Origin of the sequence: Nitrospirillum pindoramense (assembly GCF_007827955.1) — a bacterium.
GTDB classification, from domain to species: Bacteria; Pseudomonadota; Alphaproteobacteria; order Azospirillales; family Azospirillaceae; genus Nitrospirillum; species Nitrospirillum amazonense_B.
Genome location: NZ_VITR01000004.1, coordinates 1 through 13107, shown reverse-complemented (window position 1 = coordinate 13107; position 13107 = coordinate 1). Strand labels below are relative to the sequence as shown.

13 protein-coding genes are annotated in these 13107 nt (G+C 68.7%); 5 read left to right on the top strand and 8 right to left on the bottom strand.

Annotated features, from left to right (window positions below):
- Position 1: 1 nt before the first annotated feature.
- Positions 2-1129, top strand: coding sequence for an ABC transporter permease (locus FBZ90_RS07275; RefSeq protein ID WP_145730526.1), 1128 nt, complete (start codon positions 2-4; stop codon positions 1127-1129).
- A 38-nt stretch (positions 1130-1167) separates the two neighbouring features.
- On the opposite strand, the gene FBZ90_RS07270 is transcribed toward FBZ90_RS07275, so the two are convergent.
- Positions 1168-2151 (bottom strand): zinc-dependent alcohol dehydrogenase family protein, encoded by a 984-nt coding sequence (locus tag FBZ90_RS07270; protein WP_145730524.1) that lies wholly within the window; start codon positions 2149-2151, stop codon positions 1168-1170.
- A gap of 195 nt (positions 2152-2346) precedes the next feature.
- Here FBZ90_RS07270 and phbB point away from each other — a divergent pair, with 195 nt between their 5' ends.
- Together phbB and FBZ90_RS07260 are read left to right on the top strand one after the other, a co-directional pair.
- Positions 2347-3072: an acetoacetyl-CoA reductase gene (gene phbB / locus FBZ90_RS07265; RefSeq protein WP_145730522.1), complete on the top strand. Its 726-nt coding sequence runs from the start codon at positions 2347-2349 to the stop codon at positions 3070-3072.
- A gap of 32 nt (positions 3073-3104) precedes the next feature.
- Positions 3105-4988: a PHA/PHB synthase family protein gene (locus FBZ90_RS07260; protein WP_211101938.1), complete on the top strand. Its 1884-nt coding sequence runs from the start codon at positions 3105-3107 to the stop codon at positions 4986-4988.
- Between the two features lie 13 nt (positions 4989-5001).
- On the opposite strand, the gene FBZ90_RS07255 is transcribed toward FBZ90_RS07260, so the two are convergent.
- From FBZ90_RS07255 to FBZ90_RS07240, 4 genes are all read right to left on the bottom strand, one after another.
- Complete coding sequence (locus FBZ90_RS07255; RefSeq protein WP_145730520.1) at positions 5002-5850, bottom strand: SDR family oxidoreductase; 849 nt, start codon at positions 5848-5850, stop codon at positions 5002-5004.
- Between the two features lie 128 nt (positions 5851-5978).
- A complete protein-coding gene (locus tag FBZ90_RS07250) occupies positions 5979-6299 on the bottom strand; it encodes a con-10 family general stress protein (protein WP_145730518.1) in 321 nt (106 codons plus the stop codon).
- Between the two features lie 290 nt (positions 6300-6589).
- Entirely contained in the window at positions 6590-6829 is a 240-nt protein-coding gene (locus FBZ90_RS07245) for a con-10 family general stress protein (protein WP_145730516.1), read from the bottom strand.
- A 157-nt stretch (positions 6830-6986) separates the two neighbouring features.
- Positions 6987-7637 carry a UdgX family uracil-DNA binding protein gene (locus FBZ90_RS07240; protein WP_145730514.1) on the bottom strand — a complete coding sequence of 217 codons (651 nt, stop codon included), beginning with the start codon at positions 7635-7637 and terminating at the stop codon, positions 6987-6989.
- 176 nt (positions 7638-7813) lie between these two features.
- Here FBZ90_RS07240 and FBZ90_RS07235 point away from each other — a divergent pair, with 176 nt between their 5' ends.
- A complete protein-coding gene (locus FBZ90_RS07235; protein ID WP_145730512.1) occupies positions 7814-8665 on the top strand; it encodes a nickel/cobalt efflux transporter in 852 nt (283 codons plus the stop codon).
- Positions 8666-8669: 4 nt separating this feature from the next.
- On the opposite strand, the gene FBZ90_RS07230 is transcribed toward FBZ90_RS07235, so the two are convergent.
- On the bottom strand, positions 8670-9554 hold the full coding sequence (locus FBZ90_RS07230; protein WP_246130205.1) for a LysR family transcriptional regulator: 885 nt from the start codon (positions 9552-9554) through the stop codon (positions 8670-8672).
- A 108-nt stretch (positions 9555-9662) separates the two neighbouring features.
- Here FBZ90_RS07230 and FBZ90_RS07225 point away from each other — a divergent pair, with 108 nt between their 5' ends.
- Entirely contained in the window at positions 9663-10649 is a 987-nt protein-coding gene (locus tag FBZ90_RS07225) for a zinc-dependent alcohol dehydrogenase family protein (RefSeq protein ID WP_246130204.1), read from the top strand.
- Between the two features lie 18 nt (positions 10650-10667).
- Here FBZ90_RS07225 and FBZ90_RS07220 read toward each other — a convergent pair whose 3' ends face one another.
- Together FBZ90_RS07220 and FBZ90_RS07215 are read right to left on the bottom strand one after the other, a co-directional pair.
- Positions 10668-12344 carry a rhodanese-like domain-containing protein gene (locus FBZ90_RS07220; protein WP_145730508.1) on the bottom strand — a complete coding sequence of 559 codons (1677 nt, stop codon included), beginning with the start codon at positions 12342-12344 and terminating at the stop codon, positions 10668-10670.
- Positions 12344-12967, bottom strand: coding sequence for a cysteine dioxygenase family protein (locus tag FBZ90_RS07215; protein WP_145730505.1), 624 nt, complete (start codon positions 12965-12967; stop codon positions 12344-12346). The genes FBZ90_RS07220 and FBZ90_RS07215 overlap by 1 nt, the downstream gene beginning before the upstream one ends.
- Positions 12968-13107: the final 140 nt, after the last annotated feature.

Genomic DNA, 13107 nt, shown 5'->3' with positions numbered 1-13107 from the left:
CATGGCCGCCTTCCGCAACCTGCTGACCCTGGCGCGCAAGGAACTGGCCGGCCTGCTGCGCGACCGCTTCATGCTGTTCTTCGTGCTGTACGCCTTCACCGGCATGATCTACCTGCAGGCCACGGGCATCAGCCACGAATTGCGCAACGCCTCCATCGCCATCGTGGATGAGGACCAGTCCCCGCTGTCGCTGCGCTTCCGTTCCGCCTTCCGCCCGCCCGACTTCCAGGCCCCCGCCCTGATCGCCAAGGGGGAGGTGGACCGCGCCATGGCGGACGCGCGCTATACCTTCGTGCTGGACGTGCCGCCGGACTTCCAGTCCGACCTGCTGGCCGGCCACGGCGCGGAACTGCAAATCCTGGTGGACGCCACCGCCATGATGCAGGCCGGCATCGGCGCCGCGCAGATCCAGTCGGTGCTGAGCGATGAGGTCAGCCGCTTCCTGGCGCGCGACAAGACCGCCACCACCCCGGACGCCGTCAGCGCCCAACTGCGTTTCGCCTTCAACCAGACGCTGGAGACGACGCGCTTCACCGGCATGATGGCCATCCTGTTCAACGTCACCATGCTGTCGGTGCTGCTGACCGGCGCCGCCGTGATCCGCGAGCGCGAGCATGGCACGCTGGAACACCTGCTGGTCATGCCGGTCCGGCCGCTGGAGATCATGGGGGCCAAGGTGCTGGCCAACGGCCTGGTGGTTTTGGCGATGACGGGCCTGTCCCTGGCCGTCGTCATCCGATGGGCCCTGGGCATCCATCTGGCCGGGTCCATTCCCCTGTTCATGGCGGGAACGGCCGTCTACCTGTTCTTCACCACGGCGCTGGGCATCTTCCTGGCGACGGTGGCGCGGTCCATGCCCCAACTGGGCCTGCTGTTCATCCTGATCGTCCTGCCGCTGAACCTGCTGTCCGGCGGCAACACGCCGCTGGAGAGCATGCCGCTGTGGCTGCAGCGGATCATGCAGTTCTCACCCGCCACCCAGTTCGTCGCCTTCGCCCAGGCCATCCTCTACCGCGGGGCGGACATCACCCTGGTCTGGCGCCATTTCGCCGCCGTGGCCGCCATGGGGTCGCTGTTCTTCCTGCTCAGCCTGTGGCGCTTCCGCCGGCATCTGGCGGCGGCGCGGTGACGACAGGCGCCCTTGGGAGGCGCCCTTGGGGGGCGCCCTTACGGCACCAGCACGGCGGCGCCGTTGAGGCGCCCGGCGCGCAGGTCGGCGATGGCCTGGTTTGCCTGGGCCAAGGGATAAGAGGTGACCTGGGGGCGGATGCCGGCCAGGGGCACGATGCGCAGGAAGTCCAGCGCGTCGTCCCGCGTCAGGTTGGCCACGGACACCACCTGCCGCTCCCCCCACAGCAGGTCGTAAGGGAAGGCGGGGATGTCGCTCATGTGGATGCCGGCGCACACCACCCGGCCGCCCTTGCGCACCGCTGCCAGGGCCGCGGGCACCAGCGCGCCCACCGGCGCGTAGAGAATGGCGGCGTCCAGCGGTTCCGGCGCCGGCGCGTCCGACCCGCCGGCCCAGACCGCGCCCAGGGACAGGGCGAATTCCTGCGCCGCCAAGTCATCGGGCCGGGTGAAGACATAGACCTCCGCCCCCTGCCAACGGGCCACCTGAAGAATGATGTGACCGGCGGCGCCGAAACCGTAAATGCCCAGCTTGCGGTGCGGCCCCGCCATCACCAGCGACCGCCAGCCGATCAGCCCGGCGCACAGCAGGGGCGCGGCCGTGGCGTCGTCCAGATCGATGCCGTCCAGGGGATAGACATAGCGCGCCTCCGCCACCATGAGGGTGGCGAAGCCGCCATCGCGGGTATAGCCGGTGAAGCCCGGCGCATCGCACAGGTTCTCATGCCCTGACAAGCAGTAGGGGCAGTGGCGGCAGCTGTGCGCCAGCCAGCCCACGCCCACCCTCTGCCCCACGCCAAGGCCGGACACGCCCACCCCCAGCCGATCGACGACGCCCACGACCTCATGTCCCGGTATGCGGGGCAGGCCGCCCGGTGGCAGGTCGCCGTCGATCACGTGCAGGTCGGTGCGGCAGACGCCGCAGGCATGGATGGCGATACGAACCTGATCGGGGCCCGGCTCCGGGTCCGGCAGCTCCCTCTCCTGCAAGGCACCCGACGTTCCCAACACCATGGCGCGCATGACGTCACCCCACACCGAATTTATTGGCCGCCCAGATCGCCGGCCACCCCCCAGGGAACCTCCGTCCCCCAACCCCCGCATTGATGCGGCGCAAACCGGGGGCGCCGAACGCCATTGTTGATGCACCGCACCAAGGCCGCCGCGCGCCGGTGATCTCCTACCGTCCAACAGGCACTCATGGAAATGGAGGTTCTGATGGCACACGTCGCTTTGGTCACGGGCGGGATCACCGGCATAGGGGCGGCGGTCAGCCTGGCCCTGAAGAGCGCCGGTCACACGGTGGTCGCCACTTATCCGGCGTCGGAGGAGGCCACGGCCGCCGCCTTCCGCCGGGAAACCGGCCTGGCCACCGCCGCCTGGGACGTGGCCGACTTCGTCGCCTGCGCGGAGGGCATCGCCCAGGTCACGGCCAAGCACGGCCCAGTCGACATCCTGGTCAACAACGCCGGCATCACCCGGGACGCCATGCTGCACAAGATGACGCAGGAGCAATGGCGCCAGGTCATCGATGTCGATCTGGGCGGCTGCTTCAACATGTGCCGCGCCGTGATCGAGAGCATGCGGGAACGCCGCTTCGGCCGCATCATCAACATCAGCTCCGTCAACGGGCTGTCGGGCCAGGCGGGCCAGACCAATTACGCCGCCGCCAAGGCCGGCCTGATCGGCTTCACCAAGGCGCTGGCGCTGGAAGGCGCGTCGCGCAACATCACCGTCAACGCGGTGGCGCCGGGGTACACCAAGACCACCATGGTCGAGGCGGTGCCGGCCCCCATCCTGCAAACCATCGTCGACGGCATCCCGGCCAAGCGCCTGGCCCTGCCGGAGGAGATCGCCCGCGCCGTCGTGTTCCTGGCCGCCGATGAGGCCGGCTTCATCACCGGCGAAACCCTGTCGGTGAACGGCGGGAAATATATGCAGTAGTCCACAGCACGGACGGATGAATGGAGGACGCCATGACCCTCGCGAACCCTTCCGCCAGCACGCGCCCGCGCCGCCGGCCAGGATACCGGCCGGCGGCCGCGCAGGCCCCAGGCGCCCCCCTTCCCGCCGTCCCGCAAACTGTCGTCCCGCCACCCGACGCCCCGCCCCCCATTGTCCCCCCGGCCGCCACGCCGGCACCGGACCCCGACTTCCATGCACTGGACCGGGCGTTGCGGGCCGCGGCGGCCCGGTTGACCCAGGGCCTGTCCCCCTCCGTCATCGCGGAGGCGTGGGCCGACTGGGCCATACACCTGACGGCCAGCCCGGGTCGGCGGCTGGCCCTGTCGCTGGCGGCCGCGGACGCCGCCGGACGGTTCACCGTCTGGCTGGCGGAAGCGGCGGCGGGCGGCAAGCCCGCCCCCTTGGTGGAACCCCGCGCGGGCGACCGCCGTTTCGTCGATCCCGTCTGGTCGCAATGGCCGCATGTGGCGGTGGCCCAAGCCTATCTGCTGGGGGAGGCGCTGTTGCTGGACGGGGCGCGGCGGGTGCCCGGCGTGGCGCGCCAGCATGAGAATGAGCTGAGCTTCCTGTTCAGCCAATGGGCCGACGTCCTGTCCCCCACCAATCTGCCCTGGCTGAATCCCGTCATCGTCAGCCGAACGATGCAGGAGGGCGGCAGGAACCTGGTGCGCGGCGCGATGAACTGGATGGACGACGCCAGCCGCCTGATGAGGGGGGCCCCCCCAGCGGGGGCGGAGGAGTTCCAGGTGGGGCGGGACGTGGCCATCACCCCCGGTACGGTCATCCACCGCAACCGCCTGATGGAGGTGATCCAGTATACCCCGACCACGGCGACGGTGCGGGCGGAGCCCATCCTGATCGTGCCGGCCTGGATCATGAAGTATTACATCCTGGATTTGCGGCCGGAGAATTCGCTGGTGCGGTGGCTGGTGGACCAGGGTCACACCGTCTTCATGGTGTCTTGGAAGAACCCGGACGCCGATGACCGGGACCTCAGCCTGGACGATTATCGCCAACTGGGCGTCATGGCCGCCCTGGATGCCGTCAACCGCGCCGTGCCTGGTCAAAAGGTCCACGCCTGTGGCTATTGCCTGGGCGGGACCATCCTGTCCATCGCCGCCGCCACCATGGCCCGGGACGGTGACGACCGGCTGGCCAGCCTGACGCTGCTGGCGGCGCAGACCGACTTCGCGGAGGCGGGCGACCTGATGCTGTTCGTGGACGAACGCCAGGTCAGCCTGCTGGACGACCTGATGTGGTCCCAGGGCTATCTCAGCGGCGGCCAGATGGCGGGGGCCTTCCAACTGCTGCGCCCCAACGACCTCATCTGGTCTCGCGTCATTCGCGACTACCTGCTGGGCGACCGGGAACCCATGAGCGATCTCATGGCGTGGAACGCGGACTCCACCCGCATGCCCGCCCGCATGCATGGCGAATATCTGCGCAGCCTGTTCCTGGAAAACCGCCTGTCGGCCGGCCGCTTCGCGGTGGAGGGGCGCGTCATCGCCCTGCGGGACATCAAGGTGCCCGTCTTCGCCCTGGGCACGGTGCGCGACCATGTGGCGCCCTGGCGGTCCGTCTATAAGATCAACCTGTTCAGCGACACCGACGTGACCTTCACGCTGGTGTCGGGCGGGCACAATGTGGGCATCGTCAACCCGCCGCGCGGCGAACGGGGTAGCTACCAAACCCTGACCCGCACGGCGGATGAGCGGTACATCGACCCCGACACCTGGGCGGGGCTGGCGCCGCACCATCCCGGTTCCTGGTGGACCGCCTGGCAGGAATGGCTGGCCGCCAAGGGCGATGGCACCCAGGTGGCGCCACCGGCCGTGGTGCCGGACGCGACGGCCCCCGACCTGCCCTCGCCCGGCCTGTATGTCCACCAGGCCTGATCCGGGCGTCGGATCAGGAATTGACGATGGTGCCGCCGTTGGGGTGCATCACCTGGCCTGTCATGTAGGACGCCTCGTCACTGGCCAGGAAGACATGGCAGGACGCGACCTCATTGGGCTGGCCGGGCCGGCCCATGGGGGTGTCCTTGCCATGTTCCGCCACCTTGTCCGCCACGAAGGAGGCGGGGATCAGTGGCGTCCAGATGGGGCCAGGCGCCACCGCGTTGACCCGGATGCCCGCCTCCACCAGAAGCTGGGACAGGGATCGGGTGAAGGCCAGGACAGCCCCCCGCGTGGCTGAATAATCCAACAGGTGGGGGCTGCCCTTGTACGCGGTGACGGAGGTGGTGTTGACGATGGCGCCACCGCGTTTCATGTGCTGCAAAGCCATCTTGGACATGAAGAAATAGCCGAAGACGTTGGTACGGAAGGTGCGCTCCAGCTGCTGCGCCGTCAGGTCGCCCAGGCCGCCCGTGGTATGCTGCTCCGCCGCGTTGTTCACCAGGATGTCCAGCTTGCCGAAGGTGGAGACCACCTTCTCCACCGCCTCGCGGCAAAAGCCCTCATCACCCACGTCACCGGCGATGCGGAGGCCACGGGCCCCTTCCGCCTCGATCAGCGCCACGGTGTCGGCCGCGTCCTCATGCTCATCCAGGTAGACGATGGCGACATCGGCCCCCTCCCGCGCCATGGAGACGGCGACGGCCCGGCCTATGCCGCTGTCGCCACCAGTGATCAGGGCCGCCTTGCCCTTTAGGCGGCCGGCACCCGGGAAGCGGGGCGCATAATCCGGCGCCGGTGTCATCTCGCGTTCGCGACCCGGCTGGTGGTCCTGCTGCTGCGGGGGAATGGCGTCATCCATGGTGGCGCTCCATCATCAAGGTAAAGGATATGGTGGGAACCATTGGCCGGTCCCCAGGTTCCGGCCGCCCGTCGGCCACGCCCATCCCCGGCGGAACGGGCGTGGCCCTGGGCAGTAGATGCGCCGGATCACCGATGGCCGTGCGCGGAGCCCCCCTTGCGACCCGCCTCCGCCGCCCGCGCCCGGTCATGGGCGAAGTTGCCACCGGAGGCCTGGCCACCCTTGCGACCGGCCTCGGCCGCGAGTTCACGGTCCTGCGAGAAGCTGCGCTTCTCATCCGGCACGTTCTGTCCACCCTTGCGACCCGCCTCGGCGGCAAGGCCGGCATCCTGCGAGAAGCTGCGCTTCTCATCGGGCACGCTGGAGCCGCCCTTGCTGGCGATCTCGCGCTGCTTTTCGCCATCCATCGAGGCGAAGCCGCGGCCACTGGTGCTGCTGTCCTTGGTCATGACGTCCTCTCTCCTTTGCGCATCGCGCCACCGACCCTTAAGGCTTCGGCAGCGTCCGCATACAAGGCGGGACATCGAGAGCGGTTCCCGTTTTATTTCGAATTATTATATCATTTTAATACAGACAAGAACAAGGCTCGCTTCATTCAGCAATATCCACCATTTCCACTCTATAAGCCCCAAAAGGAAAAGGGCTGGACCCACAGGCCCAGCCCCTCAACTCCGGACCGGATTCCGTTCTGCGCCGAAGCGCCGGCGGATCCGGCCCCTGGATGCCTTAACACTCGGCCTTAATGCTGGCCGCCCTTGCGGCCGGCTTCGGAAGCACGCTCACGGTCGTGGGCGAAGTTCCCGCCCGAGGCCTGACCACCCTTGCGGCCCGCCTCGGCGGCCAGCTCATGGTCCTTGGAGAAGCTGCGCTTCTCATCCGGAACGCTGGAGCCGCCCTTCGAGGCGATTTCGCGCTGCTTTTCATCATCCATCGAGGCGAACCCTCGGTTCGACGTATTGTTCGAAGTGTTGGAAGCCATAGGATCACTCCATTCTGCTTCTAGTCTGCTTCGGGATCGGTCCATCCGCCATTGGCGGAACCTGGGCCGCCGACGCGTTCTCGCGCCGGATGAATAATAAAGCCTCCAATCCGCCGTTTTGTTCCGAAGCACTCAAAGCAATTGAAGTATTGATAAGTCAAAGCTTCGCTTGTTCTTCATCTATAGTGGACCAGCGACCCACGGCCATCTCCCGCGCCTGGGACAGCGCCGCCACCAGAACGGCGAATGTGCGGGTGCGGGCCTTCTCATCCCTGGCCCGCAGCACCGCCGACGGGTGATAGGTCGCCACGCCAGGGCGGCCATCCGCCCAGGTCAGCGGGCGCCCGCCTTCCCGCACCAGGACCACCACGCGGCCCATCAGCGACCGGGTGGCCGTGGCGCCCAGGGCCACGATAACCGCCGGCTGAACCAAGGCGATCTCGCGGCTGAGCCACCAGCGGCATGCCTCGATCTCACCCTGGTTGGGTCGCTGGTGCATACGGCGCTTGCCCCGCATCTCATGCTTGAAGTGCTTCACGGCGTTGGTGACGTACAGGCGGCTCCGGTCCAGTCCTGCCTCCGCCAATGCCTGATCCAGGATGCGCCCGGCGGGGCCCACGAAGGGGTGCCCGGCCTTGTCCTCCTGGTCGCCCGGCTGTTCCCCCACCAGAACCAGCGGGGCATCCACCGGCCCGTCGCCGAACACGACCTGGGTGGCGGCGCGGTAGAGATCACAGCGCCGGCAGTCTGCGGCCTCCCCCGCCAAGCCCGCCATCTCCGCCCTTCCTGAACCCGTATTGTGTGCCATGGCCGCTGTGATCCCCTATCGCTGTCCCCTGTCGAGACGGCACCGGCACGACAACGGTGGATGGAAAGGCGGGTTCCACTGGCACCGGGGAATGCCCCCGTCGCGTCTTGCAATATCCCCTCGGGGGGGATAGGTTCGACGCCCATGCCATCCCCTGACCAGATCGACATCGCCCCATGACCCCGCTTTCAGACCTGCTGCAACAGGGCGCCGGCAACGCCTGGCTTTTCATCCCCAGCGCCATCCTGCTGGGCGCGTTGCATGGGCTGGAACCTGGACATTCGAAGACCATGATGGCGGCCTTCATCATCGCCATCCGGGGAACGGTGGGGCAGGCGGTGTTGCTGGGCCTGTCCGCCACCCTGTCCCATACATTGGTGGTGTGGGCGGTGGCGCTGGCCGGCTTGCACTTCGGCCAAAGCTGGAACGCGGAAACGACCGAACCCTATTTCCAGATCGCGTCCGGAATCCTGATCATCCTGATCGCCCTGTGGATGCTCTGGCGCACGTATCGCGCCCAGCGCGAAGAGGCGGCGCATGATCATGACCATGGGCACGCCCATAGCCACGGGCATCACCATGATCACGAGCATGATTACCCCCATCATGACCACCATGCCGAAGGCCTGACCCTGGGGGAGACGGGCTATCAGGATGCCCATGAGCGGGCGCATGCGGCCGACATCCAACGCCGCTTCGCCAACCGCACGGTGACGACGGGCCAGATCGTCCTGTTCGGCCTGACGGGCGGCCTGATCCCCTGCCCCGCCGCCATCACCGTGCTGCTGCTGTGCCTGCAGCTGAAGCAGGTGACCCTGGGCGTGGCCCTGGTGCTGTGTTTCAGCATTGGCCTGGCGCTGACCATGGTCAGCGTGGGTGCCGCGGCGGCGCTGGGCATGCGCCACGCCTCCCGCCGCTGGGGAGAGGCATTCACCACTCTGGCCCGCCGGGCGCCCTATGCGTCGGGCGCGTTGATCATCCTGGTCGGCCTCTATATCGGCTGGCAGGGATGGAGCGCGCTGGCCTGAGCCGTCAATTGGCCAGGCGCTGGATGATCAGGTCGACCAGCGCCCGCAGGCGCGGCAATCGCCGCAGGTCGCGGTGATAGCCGATCCAAGTGTCGCGACTGGGCGGCGCCTCCCCCAGATCAACCAGCGCGATGCCCGGGGTGCTGTCCCCCAGGGGGCGGGGGAGGACGGCCAAGCCACCCCCCAGCGCGCACAGGCGCGCCTGGACCTCGCGGTTGTTGCTGCGCGACACCACGGTGGCCCTGGGCAATAGGCGCGTCACCCAGCCCACGTCGGGCATGCCGCCAAAGGCCGTGTCCATCAGCACCAGACGACAACCGGCGCCATCGCCCGCCACCGGGTTCCACAAGCCCGGCTTGGCATAAAGGCCGTAGGGAATGGTCACCAGCTTGCGGGCGATGACCTCCGGTTCATCAAACGGTTTGATGCGCATCACCAGGTCCGCTTCCCGCCGGGCCAGGCTGTACAAACGCGGATCGGTCAGCAGTTCCACCGTCACGGCCGGATGCTGGGTGGCGAACTCCGCCAGCACGGGCGACAGCATGGTCACCCCGAACCAATCGGAACATGAGACACGCAGCATGCCCTCCAGCCCGCCGACGCTGCCGGCCAACTGGCGTTGCAGGGCCAGCGCCTCCTCCTCCATGCGCAGGGCCGGGCCCAGCATGGCCTGGCCCTCATCCGTCAGGATGAAGCCATCGCTGGTGCGCTGGAACAGGGCGGCGCCCACCGCCTCCTCCAGCGCCCGCAGGCGGCGGCCCATGGTCGGCTGCGTCTGACCCAGCTTGCGCGCGGCGGCACCCAAGGTACCCTCCCGCGCGATGGCCAGGAAGATGGGCAGGTCACTCCATTCCAGCACGCGCATACGCTCACCCAAACAAAACTGCATGATCTTTGTACAGTTCTTAAGATTTTCATGCATCGTGGTTGGGCGCAAGGTCTGTGGGCGCCGATGAGGGCGCCACCCGAACCGGAGCAGAACGCCATGACAACCACCATGAAAGCCGCGATCGTCGAGACGCAGAACGGCCCCTTCCGCATCACCGACATCGCCCGTCCCCAGCCGGACGCTGGCCAGGTACTGGTCCGCATCCTGGCCAGCGGCGTGAACCCGCTGGACACCAAGATCCGCGCCGGCGCCGCCGCGCATGCCCGCCACCCCCTGCCCGCCATCCTGGGCCTGGACCTGGCCGGCGTGGTCGAGGCGGTGGGCCCCGGCGTCTCCCCCTTCCGACCGGGTGACGAGGTTTACGGCATGACCGGCGGCGTGGGCGGGCTCCAAGGCTCCCTGGCCCAATACGTCGCGGTCGATGCCGATTTGCTGGCGCTGAAGCCCGCCAACCTGACGATGCGCGAGGCGGCCGCCCTGCCTCTTGTGGCCATCACCGCCTGGGAAGGGCTGGTGGACCGCGCCAAGGCGGGGCCGGGCCAGACCCTGCTGGTCCAGGGTGGCGCCGGCGGCGTCGGCCACATGGCGGTGCAGATCGGTCGCGCGATGGGCGCCACCGTCTATGCCACCGCCCATGCGGAGGACGCCGAATACGTTCGCAGCCTGGGCGCCACACCCATCGATTACGCTACCGAAACGGTGGCCGATTATGTGGGCCGGCTAACCGGCGGCAGGGGGTTTGAGCTGGTGTACGACACCAACGGCGGCGCGGTGCTGGACGCCTCCTTCCAGGCGGTGGCCCGCTTCGGCCATGTGGTCAGCGCGCTGGGCTGGGGCAGCCACGCCCTGGCCCCCTTGTCATTCAAGGGCGCCACCTACTCCGGCGTCTTCACCCTGGCCCCGCTGCTGTCAGGGGTAGGCCGGGCCCACCACGGCGAAATCCTGACGCAGGTCAGCACCCTGGTCGAGGCCGGCAAGCTGCTGCCCCGCCTGGATCCGCGCCCCTACACCCTGGACACGGTGGCCGACGCCCACGCGGCCCTCACCGACCGCAGCGCCACGGGCAAGGTCGTGGTCTCGATCAGTCGGGAGTGACAGGGCGCCGTGCCCCGGTCAGTGCCCATGCCCCTCATGGGCAAGGTGCGGGGACAGGGAGGGTGGCGTGTCGTGGGCATCCCGCGAGGGTGGGATGACGAAGAAGCCGTGGGTGCCGTCGCGGCGCAATTGCCCCACCAGGCCGTATTCCCAGTCCAGGTAGGCCTGCATCGCCTCCACCGCGTTGTCCGTGCCCTCATAGGGGCGGCGGTAGACGTCATCGGGGGCGGAGAGGTAGGCCCCCTCCCCGGTTTCCAACTGCAGGCCGGCGGCCGTCCACGCCGCCGTGCCGCCGTCCAGCACCAGCGCCGGCCGGCCGGTCAGGGCCTGGATGTCGACGGCGGCGAAGCGGGCGGCGACACCGTCGGGGGAGGTCACGACGATGGTCCGGTCGCGCGCCGCCGCCGGCAGGTCCACCGCCAGCCGCGCCCGGATGGCGAACCGGGCGCCGGGGACGCGGCCCCGCCGGTAGGCCGGGCTGGGCCCCACATCCAGGAGGGTGACGCCGCCCCCATTCGGTAGATTGGCCGCCAGCAGCCGCGCCAGGTGGGCCGGCGGGATGGCCTCAACCACCGGCAGCGGCGGCAAGGTGGCCCGCCAAGCCCCCGTGGCGGTCAAGGCGGTGGCGGGAACGTCGTCCAGCACCAACACCTCCCACCCCATTTGCGCAAGCCACGAGGCGCTCATGTCCGCCCGCACCGACAGGGTGTCGAACAGCACGATGCGGGCCCCGCGCACAGGCGCGGAATGGTCGGTTTCCTGCACCAGTTGACCGCCCGGCGCGCTGCGGAAGCCCGGCAGATGACCGGCCTGGTATTCCTCCGGTGTGCGCACGTCCAGGCGATAGAGGGTGCGCCCCCGCTCCTCCAGCGTCTCACGCGCCGCATACGGCAGGCGGCGCACGCCGGCGCGATAGGCCACGGTGCGGGCGGCCGCGCGGGCCGTCTCCCGGGCCGTATCGTCCACGTCGCCGAAGCGGCGCTCCTGCCCATGCTCAAGGCTGAAACCCGCCAGGGTCCAGCCGATGGTGCCGTTGCGCAGGGCGTAGACGGGGTTGGGCACCCCGGCGTTGCGCAGCGACTGGGCGCCGATCAGGCTGCGGGTGCGGCCAGCGCAATTGACGATGATGGTGGTGGCGGGATCGGGCGCCAGGGTGCGGGCGCGCAGCACCAGCTCCGCCCCCGGCACGCTGGTGCCGGTGGGTATGCTCATGGTGCGGTATTCCTCGAACCGCCGGCTGTCCAGCACCACCACGTCAGCCTGCTCATCCAGCAGGCCCTTGACCTCCGGCGCGCTCAGCGAGGGCGTGTGCGCCTCCGTCTCCACCAGCTCGCCGAAGGCCTTGGACGGCACGTTGACGTCGCGGAAGACCTCATAGCCGGCGGCGCGCCAGCCTTCCAGGCCACCCGCCAGCAGGCGCACGTTGGTGTAGCCCAGATCCGCCAGCCTGGCCGCCGCCCGTTCCGCCAGCCCCTCGCCATTGTCATACAGCACGATGGCGGTATCGCGCCGGGGCACACGGTCCAACACCTCCAGCTCCAGCCGCGACAAGGGCAGGTTGGCGGCGAACAGCGGGTGGGCCTGGGCGTAGGGGTCCTCCTCCCGCACGTCCAGCAGGGCCAGTTCGCGCCGGGCGATCAGATGGAGACGGACGTCGGCGGGGGAGACGGTGGCGGCGGCGGGGACGAAGGACATCAGGCGGGCTCCAGGGACGGCGTACGGGTGATGGTGAAGGCGGGCGTGGCGCCGGCGTTGCTGTAGCCGGAGATGAAGGGCTTGCGCGGCCCTTGTGCCGGATAGACCCAGCGCCGCACCTGCCCGATATCGGCGCCATAGACATGGATGCTGACCGAGGTGCGGTCCAGATGGGCATTGGTGACGCGGTGGATATCGCCCGCCTGGGGCGACAGCGTCTCCACCTCCCCCGCTTCCAAGCGCTGCTTGGGACCGACGGCCACCAGCTCATCGCGCGATCCCACGACGAAGCGCTGGGAATACTCGGCCCCCCGCAGGACGCCGACCAGCCCCCAGACGGTATGGTCATGCACCGGCGTCTCCTGCCCCGGCCCCCAGACGAAGCTGACGACGGAATAGCGCCCATCAGGGTCGGCATAGAGCAGGAACTGGCGATACCTTGCCGGATCGGGCTCGGCATAGGCGGCCGGCAGCCAGTCGTCCTGGGCCACCAGCTCCGCCAACGCGTCGCGCGCCTGATCCAGCAACGCGCCCTCGGGCAGACGCTGGTCCACCAGGGTATCCAGCCGGCCGATGAAGGCGCGCAGCCGCGCCGGTGCCTCGGGGTTGGTGGTCTCGCTCATCTCGTCCCTCCGCCTGGTGACATCAATGGATGGGTGGACAGCAACCCTAGCCTGGATAATTCACCAGGGTTGGCGGGCATAGGCTAAGGCCCTGGAATCACGTAGGATTCGATTGCTGAGGCCGAACCTGCTGTTTCCGG

What these genes read in the sequence shown, in the direction of transcription:
- FBZ90_RS07275 (WP_145730526.1), top strand. Translation starts at nt 2, where the DNA reads ATGGCCGCCTTCCGCAACCTGCTGACCCTGGCGCGCAAGGAACTGGCC.
- FBZ90_RS07270 (WP_145730524.1), bottom strand. Translation starts at nt 2,151, where the DNA reads ATGCGCGCCATGGTGTTGGGAACGTCGGGTGCCTTGCAGGAGAGGGAG.
- phbB (WP_145730522.1), top strand. Translation starts at nt 2,347, where the DNA reads ATGGCACACGTCGCTTTGGTCACGGGCGGGATCACCGGCATAGGGGCG.
- FBZ90_RS07260 (WP_211101938.1), top strand. Translation starts at nt 3,105, where the DNA reads ATGACCCTCGCGAACCCTTCCGCCAGCACGCGCCCGCGCCGCCGGCCA.
- FBZ90_RS07255 (WP_145730520.1), bottom strand. Translation starts at nt 5,850, where the DNA reads ATGGATGACGCCATTCCCCCGCAGCAGCAGGACCACCAGCCGGGTCGC.
- FBZ90_RS07250 (WP_145730518.1), bottom strand. Translation starts at nt 6,299, where the DNA reads ATGACCAAGGACAGCAGCACCAGTGGCCGCGGCTTCGCCTCGATGGAT.
- FBZ90_RS07245 (WP_145730516.1), bottom strand. Translation starts at nt 6,829, where the DNA reads ATGGCTTCCAACACTTCGAACAATACGTCGAACCGAGGGTTCGCCTCG.
- FBZ90_RS07240 (WP_145730514.1), bottom strand. Translation starts at nt 7,637, where the DNA reads ATGGCACACAATACGGGTTCAGGAAGGGCGGAGATGGCGGGCTTGGCG.
- FBZ90_RS07235 (WP_145730512.1), top strand. Translation starts at nt 7,814, where the DNA reads ATGACCCCGCTTTCAGACCTGCTGCAACAGGGCGCCGGCAACGCCTGG.
- FBZ90_RS07230 (WP_246130205.1), bottom strand. Translation starts at nt 9,554, where the DNA reads ATGCAGTTTTGTTTGGGTGAGCGTATGCGCGTGCTGGAATGGAGTGAC.
- FBZ90_RS07225 (WP_246130204.1), top strand. Translation starts at nt 9,663, where the DNA reads ATGAAAGCCGCGATCGTCGAGACGCAGAACGGCCCCTTCCGCATCACC.
- FBZ90_RS07220 (WP_145730508.1), bottom strand. Translation starts at nt 12,344, where the DNA reads ATGTCCTTCGTCCCCGCCGCCGCCACCGTCTCCCCCGCCGACGTCCGT.
- FBZ90_RS07215 (WP_145730505.1), bottom strand. Translation starts at nt 12,967, where the DNA reads ATGAGCGAGACCACCAACCCCGAGGCACCGGCGCGGCTGCGCGCCTTC.